Origin of the sequence: uncultured Odoribacter sp., assembly GCF_937966165.1 — a bacterium.
Classification (GTDB): Bacteria; Bacteroidota; Bacteroidia; order Bacteroidales; family Marinifilaceae; genus Culturomica.
In genome coordinates this window covers 52327-72139 of sequence record NZ_CALCLB010000014.1, presented here as the reverse complement: position 1 = coordinate 72139, position 19813 = coordinate 52327, and the positions used below count along the sequence as shown (strand labels likewise).

16 protein-coding genes are annotated in these 19813 nt (G+C 40.2%); 7 read left to right on the top strand and 9 right to left on the bottom strand.

The annotated features are described in order from the left end of the window. Positions 1-651 carry a hypothetical protein gene (locus Q0465_RS06600; RefSeq protein ID WP_298614294.1) on the bottom strand — a complete coding sequence of 217 codons (651 nt, stop codon included), beginning with the start codon at positions 649-651 and terminating at the stop codon, positions 1-3. 98 nt (positions 652-749) lie between these two features. On the opposite strand from Q0465_RS06600, the gene Q0465_RS06595 reads away from it, so the two are divergent. After that, positions 750-1931 (top strand): carboxypeptidase-like regulatory domain-containing protein, encoded by a 1182-nt coding sequence (locus Q0465_RS06595; RefSeq protein WP_298614292.1) that lies wholly within the window; start codon positions 750-752, stop codon positions 1929-1931. Between the two features lie 63 nt (positions 1932-1994). Here Q0465_RS06595 and Q0465_RS06590 read toward each other — a convergent pair whose 3' ends face one another. The 4 genes from Q0465_RS06590 to guaB form a co-directional block, all read right to left on the bottom strand. Beyond that, on the bottom strand, positions 1995-3542 hold the full coding sequence (locus Q0465_RS06590) for an OstA-like protein (RefSeq protein WP_298614291.1): 1548 nt from the start codon (positions 3540-3542) through the stop codon (positions 1995-1997). A gap of 194 nt (positions 3543-3736) precedes the next feature. Continuing rightward, entirely contained in the window at positions 3737-5071 is a 1335-nt protein-coding gene (locus tag Q0465_RS06585; RefSeq protein ID WP_298614289.1) for a peptidylprolyl isomerase, read from the bottom strand. A 128-nt stretch (positions 5072-5199) separates the two neighbouring features. Beyond that, positions 5200-6039 (bottom strand): peptidyl-prolyl cis-trans isomerase, encoded by an 840-nt coding sequence (locus Q0465_RS06580; RefSeq protein WP_298614287.1) that lies wholly within the window; start codon positions 6037-6039, stop codon positions 5200-5202. Positions 6040-6128: 89 nt separating this feature from the next. Further along, on the bottom strand, positions 6129-7598 hold the full coding sequence (gene guaB, locus Q0465_RS06575) for an IMP dehydrogenase (protein WP_298614286.1): 1470 nt from the start codon (positions 7596-7598) through the stop codon (positions 6129-6131). Between the two features lie 683 nt (positions 7599-8281). On the opposite strand from guaB, the gene Q0465_RS06570 reads away from it, so the two are divergent. Beyond that, a complete protein-coding gene (locus Q0465_RS06570) occupies positions 8282-10201 on the top strand; it encodes an ATP-dependent DNA helicase RecQ (protein ID WP_298614284.1) in 1920 nt (639 codons plus the stop codon). A gap of 74 nt (positions 10202-10275) precedes the next feature. On the opposite strand, the gene Q0465_RS06565 is transcribed toward Q0465_RS06570, so the two are convergent. From Q0465_RS06565 to Q0465_RS06550, 4 genes are all read right to left on the bottom strand, one after another. After that, the gene (locus Q0465_RS06565; RefSeq protein WP_298614282.1) at positions 10276-10407 is read right to left on the bottom strand and encodes a hypothetical protein; all 132 of its coding nucleotides are present in this window, start codon (positions 10405-10407) and stop codon (positions 10276-10278) included. Between the two features lie 74 nt (positions 10408-10481). Continuing rightward, positions 10482-11024 (bottom strand): 6-carboxytetrahydropterin synthase, encoded by a 543-nt coding sequence (locus Q0465_RS06560; protein ID WP_298614280.1) that lies wholly within the window; start codon positions 11022-11024, stop codon positions 10482-10484. A 17-nt stretch (positions 11025-11041) separates the two neighbouring features. Further along, a complete protein-coding gene (gene queC / locus Q0465_RS06555; RefSeq protein ID WP_298614278.1) occupies positions 11042-11716 on the bottom strand; it encodes a 7-cyano-7-deazaguanine synthase QueC in 675 nt (224 codons plus the stop codon). 248 nt (positions 11717-11964) lie between these two features. Then, positions 11965-14940, bottom strand: a complete 2976-nt coding sequence (locus Q0465_RS06550; RefSeq protein WP_298614275.1) for a PEP/pyruvate-binding domain-containing protein — start codon at positions 14938-14940, stop codon at positions 11965-11967. Between the two features lie 216 nt (positions 14941-15156). On the opposite strand from Q0465_RS06550, the gene Q0465_RS06545 reads away from it, so the two are divergent. From Q0465_RS06545 to Q0465_RS06525, 5 genes are all read left to right on the top strand, one after another. Continuing rightward, entirely contained in the window at positions 15157-15504 is a 348-nt protein-coding gene (locus Q0465_RS06545) for a hypothetical protein (RefSeq protein ID WP_298614273.1), read from the top strand. A 9-nt stretch (positions 15505-15513) separates the two neighbouring features. Next, the gene (gene bioB, locus Q0465_RS06540) at positions 15514-16473 is read left to right on the top strand and encodes a biotin synthase BioB (protein WP_298614271.1); all 960 of its coding nucleotides are present in this window, start codon (positions 15514-15516) and stop codon (positions 16471-16473) included. A gap of 25 nt (positions 16474-16498) precedes the next feature. Continuing rightward, positions 16499-17785, top strand: a complete 1287-nt coding sequence (gene bioA, locus Q0465_RS06535) for an adenosylmethionine--8-amino-7-oxononanoate transaminase (RefSeq protein WP_298614269.1) — start codon at positions 16499-16501, stop codon at positions 17783-17785. 108 nt (positions 17786-17893) lie between these two features. Continuing rightward, on the top strand, positions 17894-19051 hold the full coding sequence (locus tag Q0465_RS06530) for an 8-amino-7-oxononanoate synthase (protein WP_298614267.1): 1158 nt from the start codon (positions 17894-17896) through the stop codon (positions 19049-19051). Between the two features lie 27 nt (positions 19052-19078). Beyond that, on the top strand, positions 19079-19735 hold the full coding sequence (locus tag Q0465_RS06525; RefSeq protein WP_298614265.1) for a pimeloyl-ACP methyl esterase BioG family protein: 657 nt from the start codon (positions 19079-19081) through the stop codon (positions 19733-19735). The last annotated feature ends 78 nt before the right edge of the window (positions 19736-19813 follow it).

Below are 19813 nucleotides of genomic sequence, written 5' to 3'. Positions count from 1 at the left end.
TTACATTTTCAATTCTTTTTTCAAAAGATTAACCTGATTGGTTAATTTTTCAATTTCTGCATCTCCGGCAGCTTTTTGTTTCCGGATCCATGCCAGTTTTTTATTGGCTTCTTCTAATTGTTTTTTTAGCTGGGCATTTTCATTATTACGGGTAAGTAAATTGGCTTTAGCTGTTTCAATATCATTTTTCAATTGACGGTTTTCCCAATCCAGATTATTTTGCAAATCGGAGATTTCTTTTCTCAGGTTATCCCGTTCGGCCGTAATCCTTTTTAGGTTATTTTCTAAAGAGACAATTTTTTGTTCTTTACTCTGGGAAGTGTATTTCATCTGGTCCGTTACATCATCTAATTCAGATTTCAGTTCGCTTTGCTTACTTTCTACAGTACGGAGTTTGCCATATAGATCGTCAATGATTTTATCCTTTGCGGCATTATTTTCTGTAAGTTGATAGCGGATTTTGTTGAACTCATCTTTGTTTTCCTGCAATTTCTTTTCTAGGCTACGTTTATCTGTCTTCAATTGAGCCGCTTCCCGTTCCACCATATTTTTAGCTCTGGCTAATTCATCGAATTTCTTTTTAGAGACGCAAGAAGTAAGTGAGAGGGATAGAATAGAGAGTCCAATTATGTATAATGCCTTCCGTTTCATACAGTCTTAATTTTTTACTATTCCCAAAATAGCTTTGGTTTTAATGATTATAATTATTTACTTTGGGGCAAATATATAAATAAAATAATAAAATTACTATGAATAAAAAGCTTCTCTCACTAATAATATTACTTTTCGGAATATTTTCAATCCTTTATGCTCAGGAAGACAATCGGATAACGATAAAAGGAGTGGTGGTGGATGCAACTACCGGAGAACCGATCCCGTTTGCAAATCTTGGGGTCCTGGGAACCGTTGCAGGAGCGGCTTCCGATATGGATGGAAATTTCGAATTGGTTTTACCGTTAGGGTTTGAAAAATATAAAATCCGGGTATCCGTTGTCGGGTATACTTCTTATGAAATGAATGTAGGAGAAGTAAAAGGAGAGGGGAATATGAGAATTACGCTGAAACCCGTTACTTATGGAATCGGAGAAGTAGATGTATATGCTGAATCTTTAGTATATAAAAAAATGATACGGCAGGTTGTCGGGAATATTGGCCGGAATTATATAGCTAAACCTTATAATTATGAAGGTTATTTTGAGTATACGGCTTCAGAAAATGATCAGCCGGCCAATACAAAAGAAGCTATTGTGGAGATATACGACCGTGCGGGGTATAACAGAAGTGATGTGCAAACTGCTTTTAAAGATCTGAATTATCGTTTTAAAGAAGTCCGCAGAAGCCAGGATACCGAAACTGTTGCCGATGGATTAAATTATTTTGATGACATCCTTACGGCAGATATTGTACGGAATACCCGGAATGTATTGGATATCAGTAACGCCCGGGATTATAAGCTGAAAAATAAAGGACGCCTATTGTACGAAGGGGATTCGGTACAAGTAATCGCTTATGAAGTTAGTAAACCTTCTCTGTCAACCTCAGGAGATGCCGCTGTTACGAATTACAGCGGTGAGATATACATTAATCTGAAAGATTTCGCGGTCTTAAAAAATGTGATGTATGTCTCAGCTAAAGACTTTAATGTTTTAGGCCGGAATCTGCTGTCTATTGATTCAACAAAAAAGGAAAATGTAAAAGTGACCATTATTACAAATTATAAAAAGTTGGACGCTTTTTATTTCCTCAGCGGAATAACCATTCAGTATGCATATAAAGAAGGGGAGAAGGATAAAAACGGACGGATGCAATATGTTACAACCCGTTTGAATGCGACAAATCCGGAAGCTTTTGAAGGCAGAATGTATTATGAAGATCTGGAAACCAACAGAAGCTTTTGGGAGAATTATACCGTATATTTCAAAGAAGATTAAAAAGCAAGAAACAGGCTGTTTTAAAAATGTATGTCACTGCCGTTCTGACTTTACGAAGGTTTTCTATTTTAAAAATATGTCTTCTTTTTGCAACGGCTTTTTCTCGATATGCCATTGAAATTCCCTTAATTTCATTTCCTGAGGCTCAACCAGAAACAGAGGATTGAGTTGACCCTCAGGTTTTTTAATAAAAATAATATCCTTGACTTTTCTATTCTCTATAAATATTTTGATGTAAGAACTCAGGGCCTTGTTCATCCCGATAATGACACCTTTATCATCGGGATAATAAAGCGTTTCTCCATTCCCGTCCACATCTACCAGATAGAGTTCGTTGTTTTTCATATGTCCGACCATATTACGTCCCTTGATCTGATTGTACTTGATTGTATCCAATTGATTGATAATCATTGCTTTTTCGTTCAGGTGGAATTCCTGTATGACATTATTGCTCATGAGCATATCAATACCAGTAGCTGTCATTTGGTTACCGCTGGCCCAGACAATAGGAGCCCCGGATAGGTAAACGGTAGAGTCGGCTACAGGAAAGGCCATAGAATCGCATACCCCTTGTAACTGAGGACTGAAAAATTTTGTGTGATAGTAGGCTTTCAGAATATTATTACCCGCCGTGTCTTTACTGATGGATAAAGTGTCTCCGTGCACAAAAAGGGAATCGGGTTTTCCGACTAAAGTCAAGACAGCCTGGTCGACCACATAAGCGTAATCATTATTTTTCAGAATTTCTCCGTAATTTCCCTCAACAATTATATTGTTTACCGTGTCGTACAGGTGCAGATTATTCTTAAGGATGGCTGTATTACTAATACTGTCCACAAACATCGTATCCGCTTTTCCCCAAAATTCATTATAAGTAATCTTGTTGTTTTTGTATAATTCTGCATGGGCGGTTAAAGAATTATACCAGCCGTCTTCCGAATAGAGGGTTCTGTTATCTCCGTATATGGTCGTCGGCCCCAGTATCGATATAACTTTTGATACAGTATGATATTTCATTGTATCCGAATACAGCTCATATCCTTGGGTATATACTTTTACACTGTCTTTAAAAAACATTTGATCGTCCTGGGTAAAATAATATCCCTCTTCGCTTATAAGGGTAGTAGCGGTATCTTTTATGGTTCCCTGATTGAAATAATATCCGATTTTAGTAAAGGCGTTGTAATCCAGGAAATCAGTAGTCAATGTAACTTCCGGATCTTTTAATATCACATTGTCCCGTACTTTTGCCAGTTGGGTATTTCCGTTGTAAGTCATAAAATCTCCCCACAAATTCAGGGTATCGTTTTGAACGGCATGTACATTTCCGAAAGCTTCGATATAATTGCTGTCCGCATATTGATACAAACTATCACAATACATCAGCATATCTTCGTGTTTCAATTTTACATTTCCGATTAATTTATTCCGGTTATTATCGGTCTCCGGTTTATAGAAATCGGCGTGTAAAATACGTATGGTGGTTTTCTGCTGTGCAACCGCCGGAGAAATCATTCCTGTCAGGCAAACGAGAAAAAGACTGTTTTTAATCCATTGCCGGTAGGACAAGCAGGAACCGATGTGGGAAAATATTTTCAACTTTTTTTTCATTTAAAGCCGTTTCCTAAAAGGAAAAACAAAAAAATTATTTTATAAAAAAAGGAAAAATGCCGGGCAACCTTCCTTTTCTATTGACTTTATTCCTTTACGATACATGGAATAATTAGTTCCGGAAAAAAGGATGATAACTTACAATTTACTGTCTTAAAAATCTTTCCTTCCTTCCGTTGTGTTTTTGCTGCAAATTATTTTATCCAGCCTTCGTAACGGAATTTGGAATTTTTATAAGAATCGTCAATGTGAATATAAGTATTCTCTTGTTTTTCTTTAATCCATTTTTCCAGTTTATCCATCTGTTTCTCATTCTTCAACAGCATTTCAAAGATTTGCCAGTCGTCTTCCAGGTTTGCTTTATGCTGTGGATAAAAAGCCTTGACTTTAATAATCTTATATTCTTCCCGGGCTTCGGATTTTGAAACAAAAGGTTCGGAAATTTCACCTACTTTCATGCGGTTTACCTGTTTTGCCATATCTCCTTCAATTTCTGCTTTTTCGATTCGGGAATCTCCGTTTTTACCGGACATAAGTCCTCCGTTGTTCCGGGTTTGTTTATCCGTAGAGAAATAATAGGCGGCATCTTCAAAAGTCATTTCCTTATCCAGAATATATTCCCGTATTGAGTCCAGGCGATGAATGGCTTCTTCCCGTTCTGAATCGGATATTTTAGGTTGCAGAATAATATGGCGGACATTTATTCTTTCACCTTGTCTATCAATTAGTTGTATGATGTGAAAACCGAATTCGGACTCTACTATTTTAGAAATTTTTCCGGGCTTTAAACTGAATGCTGCTTCGGCAAAGGCCGGATCCCACATGCTTTTCGTTGAATAGCCCAATTCTCCTCCCCGCACAGCAGAGCCATCTTCAGAATAGAGTACAGCTAATGTATTAAACGTTTTTTCCCCACTCAAAATCTGATCCCGGAATCCTCTCAATTTTTCCCGTATGCGTTCTTTTTCAGCTTCGCTGATGGCAGGCTTAATCACAATCTGCTGGATTTCATATTTATCCGGTATGTCGGGCAGGCTGTCTTTCGGTAATTTTTTATAAAATGTTTTTATTTCAGAAGGAGTACTCCTGATTTTTTCAACAATTTTTTGCTGCATCATTTCTGTAATCAGTTTTTCCCGGATAGGGGCACGCATATCACTTTTGATCTCCTCTATGTTTTTTCCGAAATAAGCCTCCAGTCTTTCCCTTGAACCAATGTTGGTGGTCAGGTATTGTACCCTGGAGTTTACTTCATTTTCCACCTCATCTTCCGTGACAGAAATACTGTCGAGCTTCGCCTGAGCCAGTAATAATTTTTGAATCAGCTGTCTCTCTAAAATTTCAGCCCGGTAATCACTGGTTGTAGAAATAAGACCTTGTCCTTGTTCGTGCAGAAACTCATTCTCAATATCCGATTTCAGAATGATTTCTTCCCCCACAATGGCAATGATTTTATCTACCACATTATTTTGTGCGAAAATATAGCTGCTACAACATAATATTGCTAGTAATAAAAAGCCTCTTCTCATTCTATTTTATTTTATAAATTTGTATTAAATGTGTATTTCTTAATCAGCCCCCTAAACTAATACATTTTATTGAAACCTGAGAATGTTTCTCGCATTTTCAATTTTCAATTTTTATTTTTCCATGGATTTTAGTAGATTTTGACATAATTTTTACGTAATGCCTCTTCATTGATTTGTTTGTCGAGTTCGTTTTCAAATTCTAATTTCTTTTTATTTTTCAAAATCAGAATGATTTCGTCCCGGACATAACCAAGCGGAGCAAATTCCTGTTCCTTGCAAATTTCCTGTATTTTCAGGAAGTAGAAATTTTCATCGTCTTCTTTTTCAATATACTTTGAGTAAAGAATCTCTTTTTCCAATTCTCCGGAATCAGGCGGGAATAAGTTGGTGAGGTATTTGGATTCAATCCATTTCTGCCCGAAATCATCGTATTTTTTGGCGTTGGTTATGCAGTATTCTTCCAATTTCTCCAAATCTTTTGCATCTTCCGATTTATACCATTTCTTTACTTCTTTAATATTGGAAGCCGATTTGGGTATAATAAAAAATACGGCTTTTACGACCGGTGTCGTCAGTATAAAGTTCTGCTTATTGGTTTCGTAATAGTTTTCTATATCCTGTTCCCGGATTTCTGCTTGCAATTTCTGAGCGATAAGCTTTTGTTTGTATTTATGGATGAGGAGGGAAGTCCGGTAGTCTTCTACCTGTTTATGTATATTTTTCTCCTGTTCTGAAAGGTTTTCGATGGCCTTATGGAGTAATAATTTTTTGGTAATCCAATTCCGGATATAATTTTGAGACATTAAAATACTGTCTTCCGGGGAAGTACCGGAAGGGATAAAAGCTGCTACCTCCGAATACCTCAATTCCGAATCGAATACTTTGGCTACGGGTATGTCGTTTTTGAGTTTGTGAAATGTGCAGGAAAAAAGAAGGGAAAAGAAAAAGATTATAAGGGAAAATTTCATTTTATTCGTTTTACTAGGTTATCAAAAAGAACGGATAAAATCAGAGGGACCGGAAGCTGTAAAGAACACCTCCGGTCCGGATTAATTTATTATCGGCTATAATTAGGCGCTTCACTGGTGATTGTGACGTCGTGAGCATGGCTTTCTGTAATACCGGAACTTGTAATTTTTACAAATTTAGCCTGATGTAGGGCTGGAATATCAGGAGCACCGCAGTAACCCATACCTGCTCTCAAACCACCGATCATCTGGTATATGACCTCATACAGGGAACCTTTGAAAGGAACACGGGCGACGATTCCTTCCGGAACTAATTTTTTAATATCGTCTTCTGTGTCTTGGAAATAACGGTCTTTCGAACCTTTTTGCATGGCTTCCAAAGATCCCATACCGCGGTAGGATTTAAATTTACGGCCGTTGTAAATGATCGTTTCTCCAGGAGATTCCTCGACTCCGGCAAATAGGGAGCCGGCCATAACACAACTGGCGCCTGCCGCTAAAGCTTTTACGATATCCCCGGAATAACGCAGACCGCCGTCGGCAATAACCGGTATATCGTATTTTTTCAATTCTTTGGCTACATTATAAATAGCGGTCAGTTGAGGAACGCCTACACCTGCAATGATACGGGTTGTACAAATAGAACCTGGCCCGATTCCCACTTTGACGGCATCCGCTCCTGCTTCAGCCAGAGCTATTCCTGCTTCAGCCGTTGCAATATTTCCGACAACAACCTGAAGATTGGAGAAGGTATTTTTCACTTTCCGCAACATGTCGATTACCCCCTTCGAATGTCCATGGGCTGTGTCGATGACAATGGCATCTACATTGGCCTTTACAAGGGCTTCCACTCTTTCCATAGTGTCTGCGGTAACCCCCACACCTGCAGCAACCCGTAAACGCCCCTTGGTATCTTTGGAAGCAAGAGGCTTGTCTTTTGCCTTAGTGATGTCTTTGTAGGTAACCAAACCGATTAATTTATTGTGTTTATCTACTACCGGGAGTTTCTCTATTTTATATTGCTGAAGAATTTCAGCTGCTTTTTGCAAGTCCGTACTTTCTGTGGTTGTAACCAGATTCTCGCTGGTCATTATCTCCTGAATTTTACGGTCCATCTGTGTTTCAAACCTCAAGTCCCGGTTTGTTACTATTCCGACCAGAGTATTGTCATTGTCGACAACGGGAATTCCTCCGATTTTGAATTCTTTCATCAGGTCCAGGGCATCTTTTACCGTTTTGTAAGGTTGTATTGTCACCGGTGCATAAATCATACCGTTTTCAGCCCTTTTTACCATTTCAACCTGACGGGCTTGCTCCGGAATCGTCATATTTTTATGAATTACTCCGATTCCTCCTTCGCGGGCTATTGCAATAGCCATTGCCGCTTCCGTGACAGTATCCATCGCTGCAGATACAATGGGCGTTTTTAACTCAATTCCTCTTGAAAAACGGGAAGTTAAGTCCACATTGCGAGGTAGTATCTCCGAATAAGCCGGTACTAAAAGTACATCGTCAAAGGTTAATCCTTCGGCAATAATTCTATCTTCCATGAACGACATTGTAAATGATTTTGAATTAAAATAGTTGGGCGAAATTACTAAAAAATACCGGTAGAATATCTGTTTAAGGGCTTTTTTTCAGGGAGAATAAAGGAAAAATATTTCCGTTTGTGCCCCTTTGGAGCGTCTGTATTTCTGGCTGTTTGGGGAGAAACGTTTGCTCGCCGCCTCGGGGCCTGATTTTAAAATGTTTTTTATTTTCTTTTGGTCCCGTTTATCTTCTATCTTTTCCCCTTCGCTGTTGCTTTGGTAATCTTTGATGTAGCCAGAGCCCTGTCACGAATAAATATAGATTGGCAATGTGTAGAAATTCCCGGCTAAGTATGTTTTTACCGGAATATTCCCTTATCAAACGAAGTATTACGATTTAGGACTGATGACAGAGGAGGATGTTTATTGTTTGGGGAAACAATGCGATCTGCATTCGGGAGTAATAGAAATGAAATAAATGTTACAGAAAGGGCTTTTATTGAACAATTGGCCAATTGAAATAAATCTTCGGAGGAAAAGAATTACAAAAGAAAGTGTTCAGGAAATAATTTCCTCACTTAACTCTTCTATCGTCTGCCTTTGAGACAATGAGAAGGATACAGCGAAATAATGCTTCCTTTCCCTATATTCATCCGTATTTTGTTACTTTAAGCGAATTCTTAATATATTTGTGGGGTAGAAGAGGGTTTATCATGAGGGATATAAAAGACATCTTGAAGCAATATTGGGGATACGGGGATTTCCGTTCTTTGCAGGAGGAAATCATCCGGTCTGTAATTTCCGGAAAGGATACACTGGCTCTGATGCCAACCGGAGGGGGAAAATCCCTTACTTACCAGGTGGCAGCATTGGCAAAGGAAGGGTTGTGCGTCGTTATCACTCCTTTAATTGCTTTGATGAAAGATCAGGTTGAAGATCTGAAAGGGCGGGGTATTGAGGCAGAAGCGGTATATACAGGTATGCCCCGGGAACAAATAGAGTCTGTCCTCAATAAATGTATTTGTGCCAAAATCAAATTTCTCTATATTTCTCCTGAACGTTTGGCATCCGAAAAGTTCCGGATTCGTTTGGGACAAATGAAAATATGTCTGTTCGCTGTGGACGAAGCCCATTGTATTTCCCAATGGGGGTATGATTTCCGGCCTACCTATCTCCGGATAGCAGAAATCCGTACTTTTTTCCCCGGAGCGCCGGTCTTGGCATTGACGGCAACAGCTACTCCTGCTGTGACAAAAGACATTCAAAAACAATTGAAATTTACGGCTCCTCACGTTTTATCTAAAAGTTTCCGAAGGGAGAATATTGCATACGTCGTCCGGAAAGCAGATGATAAATTGGGAGAATTGCTTCATATTTTGCAGAAATTATCTGGCAGTGCGATCGTATACACCCGCAAAAGAGAAACTGCCGAACAATTGGCAAATTTTTTAAATGGAAACAAAGTAAAGGCGGATTTCTATCATGCAGGTTTAGATACTCAGCAGAGGGAAAAGAAACAGGAAAGGTGGAAACAGGATGAAGTCCCGGTAATGGTGGCAACAAATGCTTTCGGAATGGGTATCGATAAACCGGATGTACGCGTGGTCATTCACTTTGATATACCGGATAGTTTGGAAGCTTATTTTCAGGAAGCCGGACGTGCCGGGCGGGATGGGAAAAAAGCTTATGCCGTATTGCTTTGCAATCAGGCTGCTGTGACAGCCTTGAAAACGAGAATTACAAAAGATTTTCCGGAAAAAAAATACATAAAGCAGGTATATGAATGCCTGGGAAATTATTTTCAGATAGCGGAAGGCAGTGGACAGGGGTATGCTTTCGAGTTTGACGAAGGGGTGTTTGTAAAAAATTTTGGATTGGATTATGCCCGTACTCTTTCTGCTATCGGTATTCTTCAGGTAGGAGGTTATATAGAATGCACGACTGCTATCAATTCCCGTTCCCGCATCTGTTTTTTAATTACACGGGAAAAGTTAAACGAATTTATTCCGGAAAATGAATGGGAAGAAAAGTTGTTGATTATACTTATGCGTAAATATCCGGGGATTTTTACCCAATATGTTTATATCACCGAAACTTCCCTTGCCGGGGAAATCGGGATAAAGAGGGTAAAAGCTTATGATACTTTACTGGCTTTAGCCAAAAAGAAGATTGTCAGTTATATCCCGGGAAACGACCGGCCTTATATTATATATCACCAGCCCCGTTTGCCTTTATCTTATCTCCAGCTATCCCGTCAAGCCTATGAAGACCGGAGGCAAGCCTATGCCGAAAAAATAAATGCCGTCGTAAATTATGTGGAGGAAAAGGAAGAATGCCGGCAATTATTACTGATGAACTATTTCGGTCAGCATGAAAAAGAAGTTTGCGGAAGTTGTGATATCTGCCTGAGCCGAAGGAAAAAGAAAAATTTGCCGGACAGGAAAAAAATAAAAGAAGGCATTTTGCTTTTGTTGGAAGAAAAGGATTGGAATATAAAAGAATTACTGTATCAGTTTGAGGAGGATGAAAGGGAAAAGGCAATAGCCGGATTGAGGGAATTACTGGATGAAGATTTTATTTTCTATAAACAATCTACACTTTTGGCTTTACGAGAAAAGGAAGGGATTGAATAATAAAAATGTTTTTTAAACTCCTTCCTTCGGACCCAATAATGAAAGGGGTAACCGGTTGCAATGCCTCCAGCCTTTTAGCCGGCAATAACGGAACGTTTCCCGGCTATTGGCTTGTACTCCTGCCGGATTGACTCCAAGGGCAGTAAAAATATATCCGGTTTATGCCAATTTTCCAGGCAAGAGAGAAGTGCCTGGATTGTTTCCATGTCATCCGCTTTGGTATATACAAATTTCAATTTTAACGATAGGATAGAGGCTGCCTTTTGCTAAAGGTAATATATCAGGCGTTCATTAATTTTTCCCACCAGTCTGTCGTTTTCCATTGTTCTGTTATGGCAGGAGAAAAATGAATAGCTGAAATGGGAAAATGGACTAAGCGTAAATCCTCCCGGAAGGCTTCCGCATAACCTGTTGCGGTTTCATGAACGCGTACAGAGGCCACTTCTACATTTCCTTCCCCATTTTTGAAACGGGTATTTTTCAGAATAAGGTCTGTAACATAAAGAAAAAGCAGAGCAAAACCTTCTGCTGAAGGGGAAAGGGGAAATTCTGCCACCCGGCGGTTAAATTTATAAATAAAATGTTTCATTTCTGCGGATTCTCCTGCCCAAAGCGAATAAGTATGGTCAAAGCTTTCGATAAACATTTTCACTTTGTCCAGTAACCCAAAATCCATTACCATACAGGCATGATCCAATTGGTCAGAACGAATAAAAACCTCCACTACATAAGAATGTCCGTGAATGTTTTCCCGGCATTGTTGTGAGAAACAATGCCGGACGATATGGGCCCCTTCAAATTTGTATAATTTTCGGATAATCATTTTTTTCTTTTTAAGGTTTATTTTTTCAACAGGGGATCCGGTATTCCGGCACTAGCGAAAGCTCTGGCTCGTAAAAGGCAGCTATCGCATGTGCCGCAAGGTTCTTCACTTCCCCGGTAACAACTCCACGTCAAACCGAAATCCACTCCTAGCTCCATTCCTAACCGGATTTCCTCAGCTTTCGTCATGTGCAGAAAAGGAGCGTGGATGGTAATTCTCCGTTTTTTTTCGGCTCCCAGTACTGTTCCCAGGTTAATGGCTTCTTCCATTGCTTTTATAAAATCTGCCCGGCAGTCTACATAACCGGAATAATCCGTTTCACTTACCCCGATAAACAAATCGCTGATATCCAATGCATCGGCATAGGAAGCAGCCACCGAAAGAAAAACCATATTCCGGGCCGGCACATAGGTTGACGGAATATCTTTACGGTCTACATTTCCGTTATCGATTTCCACTTCCGCCCGGGTCAAAGAACAATTTCCCCACTGATTGAGCATTAATTTGACGAATTTGTGTTCTTTTACTCCCGCTGCCCGGGCAATTGCTTTGGCACTTTCAATTTCTTTCTCATGCTTTTGCCCGTATTCGAAAGTAAGGGCATATACTTCCCCGAAGCCTTCATTTTTGGCTACGTAAAGGGCAGTGGAGGAATCTAAACCTCCCGATAATAATACAATTGCTTTTTTCATTTCCATACTTTAACCGGCAAAGATATATCCAATCAGGGCAGAAACAATTTCAGCCGGATCTTTCGGAGTACTCCCTCTGAGCCGGAGTTTATTTCCGGCAAAGATAAGGATAAAAACGAAAACAAGAGCAGATGGGAGTGAGAAGGTGGTGAACAAGGGATTTAAAGGAAAATGAGCGGCGAAAGCGAAACCTCGTGTTGTTTGATGAGAGTCCGGAATGGCCGGTTCCGGTTCCTCATCATTTTCACTTACCTATTTTCTCCATAGAGAATGACTGCAGTTTGTTTTTTCCCATCCATAAGGATGGTCAGGGGAGTTGTAAAACGGACGTGACGGGCAAAGTGTAATTCTTCCACCGTTTCCTGTTTTTTTAAAATATCAAAATTGATAAAAGAATCTCCGGAATCGTAAGGGATAGCAAAATAACCCACTTTCATGGAAGTCACATTGTGAAAAAAATGAGAGCCTAAGGAAGCATCCAGAGGATAGTCTTTTAATCCTTGTTCGACAATCACCTGTGCCCGGGAGATGTCCGACCAGGTTACGGGGATGCCCGTCAGGGGATCACGGGTTCCCCAGCGGCCCGGTCCGATAAGTAAATATTTGTTATCTGTAGCCGCTATCTTTTGATTCAATTTTTTGATTTCTTCTGCCATTTCTGTAGTCTTCAGGCGATTAAATTTTTCGGGATCGATATAAATAACATCTCGTATGGAGTCTATTTTGCCGTTTCCCATACCTTTGGTTGCCCGCATGAGCATCCGGTGAGTATCAATGGGCAGCTGATCGATGTCCACCCAGAAATCATTTTTTATTAAAGGTTTGATTTGCAATAAGTAAAGGGTGGCTACCTGATTTTCTATATTAAGTGAAAATTCTATTTCCACCGGAGAACCCATCGCTTGCGAAAAAATATTGAGTAAAATGTCCAAAGCTTTAGGCAAGGGAATCTGATTGTATTCTAAAAATCCGGGGAAATTGACAATCCGGCTGCCCCGGGTATTGAAATCGTATACAATCCGTTCATTCAGAAAATCGTATACAGAAGCGCTGTACACTAAAGTGCCGTCTGCCTCAGCTTCTTTGAGATCGTAAGAAGCTATGGCCGCCTGTTCTCCGTCTTTCGCCAGATCGTAATCGGAATGAAGCAAATCGACTGCGTAAAAATATTTTTGAGAATCCCGCATCATATCCTGAATAGAAGCCAGTTGCAGACGGGGATATCGCGGACAGAAACGGTATGTTTTTTCCCCTCCCACCACATAGGCACCCAGACCTACTGCAATGACCGCAAACCCATCTTCCGGTTTGATGTAGGAGAAAGGATAAAAATTGTAGGACTGTGCTACTCCGCTGACATTCGGATAATATTTCCCATTGTGTTCCTGACCGACGACCTCCTGAATAATGACCGCCATTTTTTCTTCTTCAATCACATAATCGATAGCATTGAAATAAGCCCTGGAATCCTCTGTATAGATAGATGCATATACAAGTTTGATCGCTGTTTCCAATTCCTGTAAACGGCGTTCGGAATCGGGATGATTGTTGGGAATGAGGTAAGTCGCATATACGCCGGCAAACGGCTGACTGAGGGAATCTTCAAACAGTCCGGAAGAACGTATCGCTAAAGGCTTTCTCATGACCTGCAGATAACTTTTTAGTTTTTGCCTCAATTGAGGTGACAGATTAGCTTTGATAAAAGCCTCCTTTACAATTTCGTAATTCTTTTCCGTATAGATCGTTTGAATTAAATTGTTGATCTCGATAAAATTATCGTATTCTTCCACCCCGATAATAGCCGTTTTGGGAATAGCAATCTTCAATTCCGGAATGAGTTTCCGGAAAGACACATTTTCTATAAAGTTAGATAAAAAAGCCATTCCCCGCCCTTTTCCGCCAAAAGATCCTTTTCCCAAACTGGTAACGTAACGATTACTGTTTACCAGCTGAGGACGAAAATTAATGATTCTTCCTCTGATTTTTTTTAATTCATACCCTTCAAAAACCTGAAGGATAAAATGCCGGATTTCGTCTATTGTTTTAAAATCTTCAAACCGATAGCGTCTCAGGCGTTTCGCCAGGCTGATTTGCCCTCTGGCCATAAACCAGGTGGAAATTCCGTTGCGAATGGAGTGGTATTTCAAACTTTCATCTGGGATGGTAACTAATTTCTGTTTAAATTCTTCTATGGAACTGGCTTTGTCGATGGGTTTGCCCAAACTGTTTTTAAAAATAAAATCCCCGAATCCGAGTTTTTCTTTAATAAAACGGGTAATATCGTGAGAAAGGGTAACAGAGTTTTTATTAATAAATTCGGCATTTACAGCTTTGGCCCGTTTGGCATTTTCTATGTCGTGACTCTGCAAGAGACAAGGAATTTTGTCGTCTGCCTGATGGGCATATTTTATCAGTTCAACACCTGCATTTTCATCTTCCACACCGTTACGGCTGTATTTTACATCCGAAATGACACAGAGTAAGTTATTCCGGTATTTGTCAATAATGGCAACTCCTTCTTCAAATGTGCTTACGAGTATAACTTTCGGACGTACCCGTATCTTCATAATCAGACTCAGTTCATCATTTTCCGGTTCATTCCGGATCAGTTCCTGGGTCTGGGTTACAATCTCACTGTATAAAAGGGGAAGATAGCGGGAGTAGTAACGGATAGAATCTTCGACCAGCAAAATAACCCGGATATCTCCTAAACGGGTGTCGGTATCTACGTTTACTTTGTCCTCAACATATTTGGCCATGGCTAAAAAGATCTTTGCCGATCCATTCCAGACAAAAATACGTTCTATACTTTGATTCAACTGATCTTCGATACTGTCGAAATAAGCTAAATCCGCATTGTTATTGACCAGCATCATTTGCGGAATTTCCTCGTATTTCTGTTTCAGCCGGAGGCTGATTCGCAGAGGGGTTTCTTTGTCCAAGCCTGCCATAATAACGATTAGGTGAATCTTGCGTTCCGACAGTACTTCCAAAGCCTCCTCTTCACTGGCAACGGAAATAAAGCGGGGAGCCGTATATAAATTAACCTGCAGGTACTCTCCGTATACTTTGTCTGTAAATTGTCCTTCTCTTTCGATGGTATAAGCATCGTAGTAATTAGCGATAAGCAGGATCTCCTTTACTTTAAAAGCCATTAATTCCTGAAAAATATCCCGGTCTGTTTTTTTTCTTTTATAAATACGCTGTAAATCGATTTTTTCCATAGGAAATTATTTTTTCTATTATCAGAATTTAAAAAACGTCTAACAACAATATTACTAAAAAAAATTGGTTTATAAAACAATCTTTGTTCTGAAGGAGGTCCCTGTCAGAGATCTGTCGTGAAAGAAAAAAGAAGCCGATAATATTTATAAGGCGCCTTGTTTTCACAAAATTTTAGTATCTTGCCGCACATTTTGTCAGGATGTTTAATACGTGCCATGAAAGATAAAATAAAGCGAAATACAGATTCAAAAAGAGATAAAATATACTTTTCGTGCTGGAGCAGAAAAGGTTTCGCTGTTTTTGCGGCTTTGGGAAAGAATGTATGCATATCGGTTCTGGCGATTCACATGTATGGTTGTGCTTTACTCAAAGCGGCCCGGCTAGGTATTATTGTAAATGAAGATGCCTGCTCGCAGGAAGAGGAGAATGTTTTGGCTGGGGAGCAAGTATTCAAAAGATGCAATCTGTTATTTAAGGGTGAAATATGCCCTGACGGAAAGAAAAATTATACGAACACATATAAACGGGGATATGACAGTGAATGCTGTATATCCCTTTTTTAATCCTAAAATATGCTGATTTATACATTACAAAAGCGAATATTGGGAGGGGAACAATTAACCCGTGAGGAAGCAATAAAGTTGAGTCAGTTAGCTGATAAGGATACTTTATATAAAGCTGCAGGTGAAATCCGGGATCAGAAATGCGGCAGGCATTTTGACACGTGTTCTATCATCAACGCCCGTTCGGGACGGTGCTCGGAGAATTGCAAATGGTGTGCACAATCCGTTGTTTTTAAAACTCATATAGCGGAATATGAGTTGATAGACGAAGAGAAGTGTATAGAACTTGCTTTATCCAATGCTGCTTACGGAGTGGATAAATTTTCTTTTGTGACCAGCGGCCGGTCTCTTTCCGACAGGAATATAGACAAAATATGTGAATATGCCCGGAAAATAAAAGCAAAAGCAGATATCCATTTATGTGCTTCGATGGGATTACTAAATAAATCTCAGTTAAACCGTTTAAAAGAAGCGGGTATACTTCGTTACCATTGTAATTTGGAGACTTCTCCCCACTATTTTTCCCAGTTGTGTACCACTCATTCTACTGAGGACAAAATCAGGACGATACGGGCCGCCCGCGAAGTAGGAATGGAAGTGTGTTCCGGAGGAATTATCGGAATGGGAGAACAAATGGAGGATCGGATCGATCTTGCCCTTACTTTGAGGGATTTACATATAAAGTCTATTCCGATCAACGTACTCAATCCCATACCGGGTACACCCCTGGAAAAAATGTCTCCCCTGAATGATACCGAAATACTAACCACTATAGCGTTGTTCCGATTCATAAATCCGGACGCTTATTTACGGTTCGCCGGAGGCAGGCTGTTGATCAGGCATATCGAAGAGAAAGCTATACAAGCCGGGATTAATGCCGCTATTGTGGGGGATTTGCTCACAACGATCGGTTCCCGGGTAAAAGAAGATATGGCTAAAGTAAAGGCTTTAGGTTTTACTACAGATTGAAAGAACAGAATAACCCAGTAACAATATGGATTTAAATGAAATTTTAAAATACGACCGGGAACATATCTGGCATCCGTATACTTCTACGATCGATCCTTTACCTGTATATCCGGTAAAAAAGGCAGAAGGAGTATTTATCGAGCTGGAAGACGGAAGACGTCTGATTGATGGGATGTCATCCTGGTGGTGTGCTGTACACGGTTATAATCATCCGTTGTTAAATGCAGCTATTGAGAATCAGCTGTCCTCCATGTCTCATATCATGTTCGGTGGGTTTACACACAGGCCGGCAGTAGAATTGGCCCAAAAAATATTGTCGATAGCTCCGGAAGGAATAGACAAAATATTTTTTTGTGATTCGGGTTCTGTTGCTGTAGAAGTGGCGATGAAGATGGCGCTGCAATATTGGTATGCTTCCGGTAATTTGGCTAAAAAACATTTTCTGACCCTGACGAAAGGATATCATGGGGATACCTGGAATGCTATGTCTGTCTGTGATCCCGTCACCGGTATGCATGGTATTTTTCAGGGTTGTCTGCCCGTTCAGTATTTTATTGAACATCCTGCTTGTCGTTACGGGGAAAAGTGTAGGGAAGAAGATATCCGTCCTTTTAGAGAATGCCTGGAGAAAAACCGGGATCATATAGCAGCAGTCATACTGGAACCTATCGTTCAGGGAGCCGGAGGCATGTGGTTTTATTCTGCAGAATACCTTCGGAAAGTACGTGAATTATGCGATCAGTATAATGTGCTACTTATATGTGATGAAATTGCTACAGGATTCGGACGGACCGGAAAGTTATGGGCTGTGGAACATGCCGGAATTTCTCCGGATATAATGTGTATCGGAAAGGCCATTACAGGAGGCTATATGAGTTTTGCTGCCACTATGGCGAGTGATAAAGTGGCGGCCGGAATCTGTTCAAAAGATCCGTATGTATTTATGCATGGTCCTACTTTTATGGGAAATCCCTTGGCTTGTGCAGTAGCTCAGGCGTCTGTCGATTTGATCCTGAGTTATGATTTGGAGAACAAGATCGGGGAAATAGAAGCTCAATTGAAAAAAGAACTCGCTCCGGCAGCAGAATATCCACAGGTAGAAGAAGTTCGTGTGCTGGGAGCGATAGGGGTTATACAAATGAAAGAACCTGTCCGGATGGGAGAAATTCAGGCCGCTTTTGTACGGGAAGGGGTATGGGTACGTCCCTTTGGCAAATTGGTTTACATTATGCCTCCTTTTATCATTCGTCCCGGGGAATTACATCGGTTGACGGAAGCTTTATTAAAAGTGGTCAGCGAAATAAAACCTTAGTTATTCAGATAAAACTATCGGCTTGTTTACTATTTTTATAATAAATGCTATTCCGATCCGGAAAGATGTATCAGTTTTAATCGGAAACTGTCATTCAAACAATAAGATATGAATTTTGAACGTTATCTTCATAAGTTAGAAAAAATAAAAGAAGCCGGAAATTTCCGGCAATTGCGCAATATACAGCATAACGGCTTTCTCATCCACGACGACGGACGGGAGATGTTAAATCTTTCTTCGAACGACTATCTGGGTTTGTCTTCTTATCCGAAGCTGTTGGAGGAATTTTACGGACAGACCGATGTCAGGGCCTTGCCTTACAGTGCTGTATCTTCCAGATTATTATCCGGGAATCACGAATATTACGGAATGCTGGAAGCGGATCTGTCCGATTTGTATGGAAAGGAAGCTGCTTTGGTCTTTACCTCCGGTTATCATGCCAATATCGGTATCTTACCCGCCCTGGCCTCTAAACGGGATTTGATAATCGCCGATAAATTAGTGCATGCCAGTCTTATTGACGGCATACGGCTGAGTGAAGCTGAGCTGTTGAGATATCGGCATCTGGATATGGAACATTTGCGGAATCTTTTAAAACAGCACCGGGAGGAATACGAAAATGTGTTTATCGTTACGGAGTCTGTGTTCAGTATGGACGGGGATATAGCAGACTTACAGGAGCTTTGTGAAATTAAAAAAGAATTTGAAACTTTTTTGTATGTGGATGAAGCTCATGCTGTGGGGGTAAGGGGTACAAATGGACTGGGGTGTTGTGAAGAACAGGCTTGTATGGAAGATATTGACTTTATTATCGGAACATTTGGGAAAGCTTTTGCTTCCATGGGAGCCTTTGTGGTATGTTCGGAATTATTCAAAGAATTTTTAGTGAATACACAGAGAAGTTTGATTTTTACCACGGCTTTACCTCCTGTCAATGTGGCCTGGACCCGTTTTGTATTAAACCATATGCCTGATTTTTATGAATTACGTTTAAAGTTGGCGAATACGGCAGATAAATTGAGAGAAGTGCTGACTGAAAATGGTTTTGAAACGAGGGGAAGTTCCCATATCGTGCCTTTCCTGTGCGGATCGAATGAAAGCAGTATCGAAATGGCAGAATTGCTTCGGGATAATGGATTTTTTGCTTTGCCCGTAAGGTATCCGACAGTACCAAAAAATGAAGCCCGGATACGTTTTTCGTTAAACGCTGCCATTCCAGCAGAAGATTACGAATGTTTATTTGATTTCATCGGTTGTCTGGAATAGTATACGTAAATTTTTATTCCCGAAAATATGCGAATAGAATGGCTTACTAAAAATAATACAGACCAGGTTCTTGTTTTTTTTAACGGGTGGGGGATGGATGAACGGACTTTTCCTTGTCTGGAAGAGGTTACGGATACTGTAATGTGTTGGGACTACTGCGTTCTGGACAGTGGTGGCATTCCCTCTTTTAGCGGATATAAAAAGATAAATGTGGTGGCTTGGTCGATGGGAGTATGGGCAGCTGCCAATGTTTTACCGGAATGGGGAGTTCATCCCGATTGCCTGATAGCTTTTAACGGTACGGAAAGACCGGTCGATAACTGTTGGGGAATACCTCTTCCCGTTTATTTGTTAACGGAAAGACGTATGGATGAAAAAGGGAGGGATAAATTTTTTTCCCGTATGTTCACCTGTCCGGAGGAAAGGGAAAAATTCCTCTATAATCCGTCAGGACGTAAACTGAGAGAGCAAATCCGGGAATTGGAGGCAATTCGTAAGCAAAGCGAAATTTATCGGAATACTCTGAAATGGGATAAGGCTTTTATCTCAGAAAAAGATCTTATTTTCCCTGTAGAAAACCAAAAAAACTGGTGGCAGGAGAGAGGGGTTTTGACAGAAAGTCTGCCGACGGCCCATTATCCGTTTTATGCCTTCCGGTCCTGGGAAGACATTTGTAAAGTATAAAGTGAAATAAGCAGATGTATTTATATTGATTATCAATAGGATTATATTAATTCAAGCGGAAATAAATAAGGTAGAACT

Bases quoted from the DNA above. Each gene is read 5' to 3' on its own strand.
- Q0465_RS06525 (WP_298614265.1), top strand. From the start codon at position 19,079: ATGCGAATAGAATGGCTTACTAAAAATAATACAGACCAGGTTCTTGTT.
- Q0465_RS06595 (WP_298614292.1), top strand. From the start codon at position 750: ATGAATAAAAAGCTTCTCTCACTAATAATATTACTTTTCGGAATATTT.
- Q0465_RS06570 (WP_298614284.1), top strand. From the start codon at position 8,282: ATGAGGGATATAAAAGACATCTTGAAGCAATATTGGGGATACGGGGAT.
- Q0465_RS06585 (WP_298614289.1), bottom strand. From the start codon at position 5,071: ATGAGAAGAGGCTTTTTATTACTAGCAATATTATGTTGTAGCAGCTAT.
- Q0465_RS06600 (WP_298614294.1), bottom strand. From the start codon at position 651: ATGAAACGGAAGGCATTATACATAATTGGACTCTCTATTCTATCCCTC.
- bioB (WP_298614271.1), top strand. From the start codon at position 15,514: ATGCTGATTTATACATTACAAAAGCGAATATTGGGAGGGGAACAATTA.
- bioA (WP_298614269.1), top strand. From the start codon at position 16,499: ATGGATTTAAATGAAATTTTAAAATACGACCGGGAACATATCTGGCAT.
- Q0465_RS06560 (WP_298614280.1), bottom strand. From the start codon at position 11,024: ATGATTATCCGAAAATTATACAAATTTGAAGGGGCCCATATCGTCCGG.
- queC (WP_298614278.1), bottom strand. From the start codon at position 11,716: ATGAAAAAAGCAATTGTATTATTATCGGGAGGTTTAGATTCCTCCACT.
- Q0465_RS06590 (WP_298614291.1), bottom strand. From the start codon at position 3,542: ATGAAAAAAAAGTTGAAAATATTTTCCCACATCGGTTCCTGCTTGTCC.
- Q0465_RS06580 (WP_298614287.1), bottom strand. From the start codon at position 6,039: ATGAAATTTTCCCTTATAATCTTTTTCTTTTCCCTTCTTTTTTCCTGC.
- guaB (WP_298614286.1), bottom strand. From the start codon at position 7,598: ATGTCGTTCATGGAAGATAGAATTATTGCCGAAGGATTAACCTTTGAC.
- Q0465_RS06545 (WP_298614273.1), top strand. From the start codon at position 15,157: ATGAAAGATAAAATAAAGCGAAATACAGATTCAAAAAGAGATAAAATA.
- Q0465_RS06550 (WP_298614275.1), bottom strand. From the start codon at position 14,940: ATGGAAAAAATCGATTTACAGCGTATTTATAAAAGAAAAAAAACAGAC.
- Q0465_RS06565 (WP_298614282.1), bottom strand. From the start codon at position 10,407: ATGGAAACAATCCAGGCACTTCTCTCTTGCCTGGAAAATTGGCATAAA.
- Q0465_RS06530 (WP_298614267.1), top strand. From the start codon at position 17,894: ATGAATTTTGAACGTTATCTTCATAAGTTAGAAAAAATAAAAGAAGCC.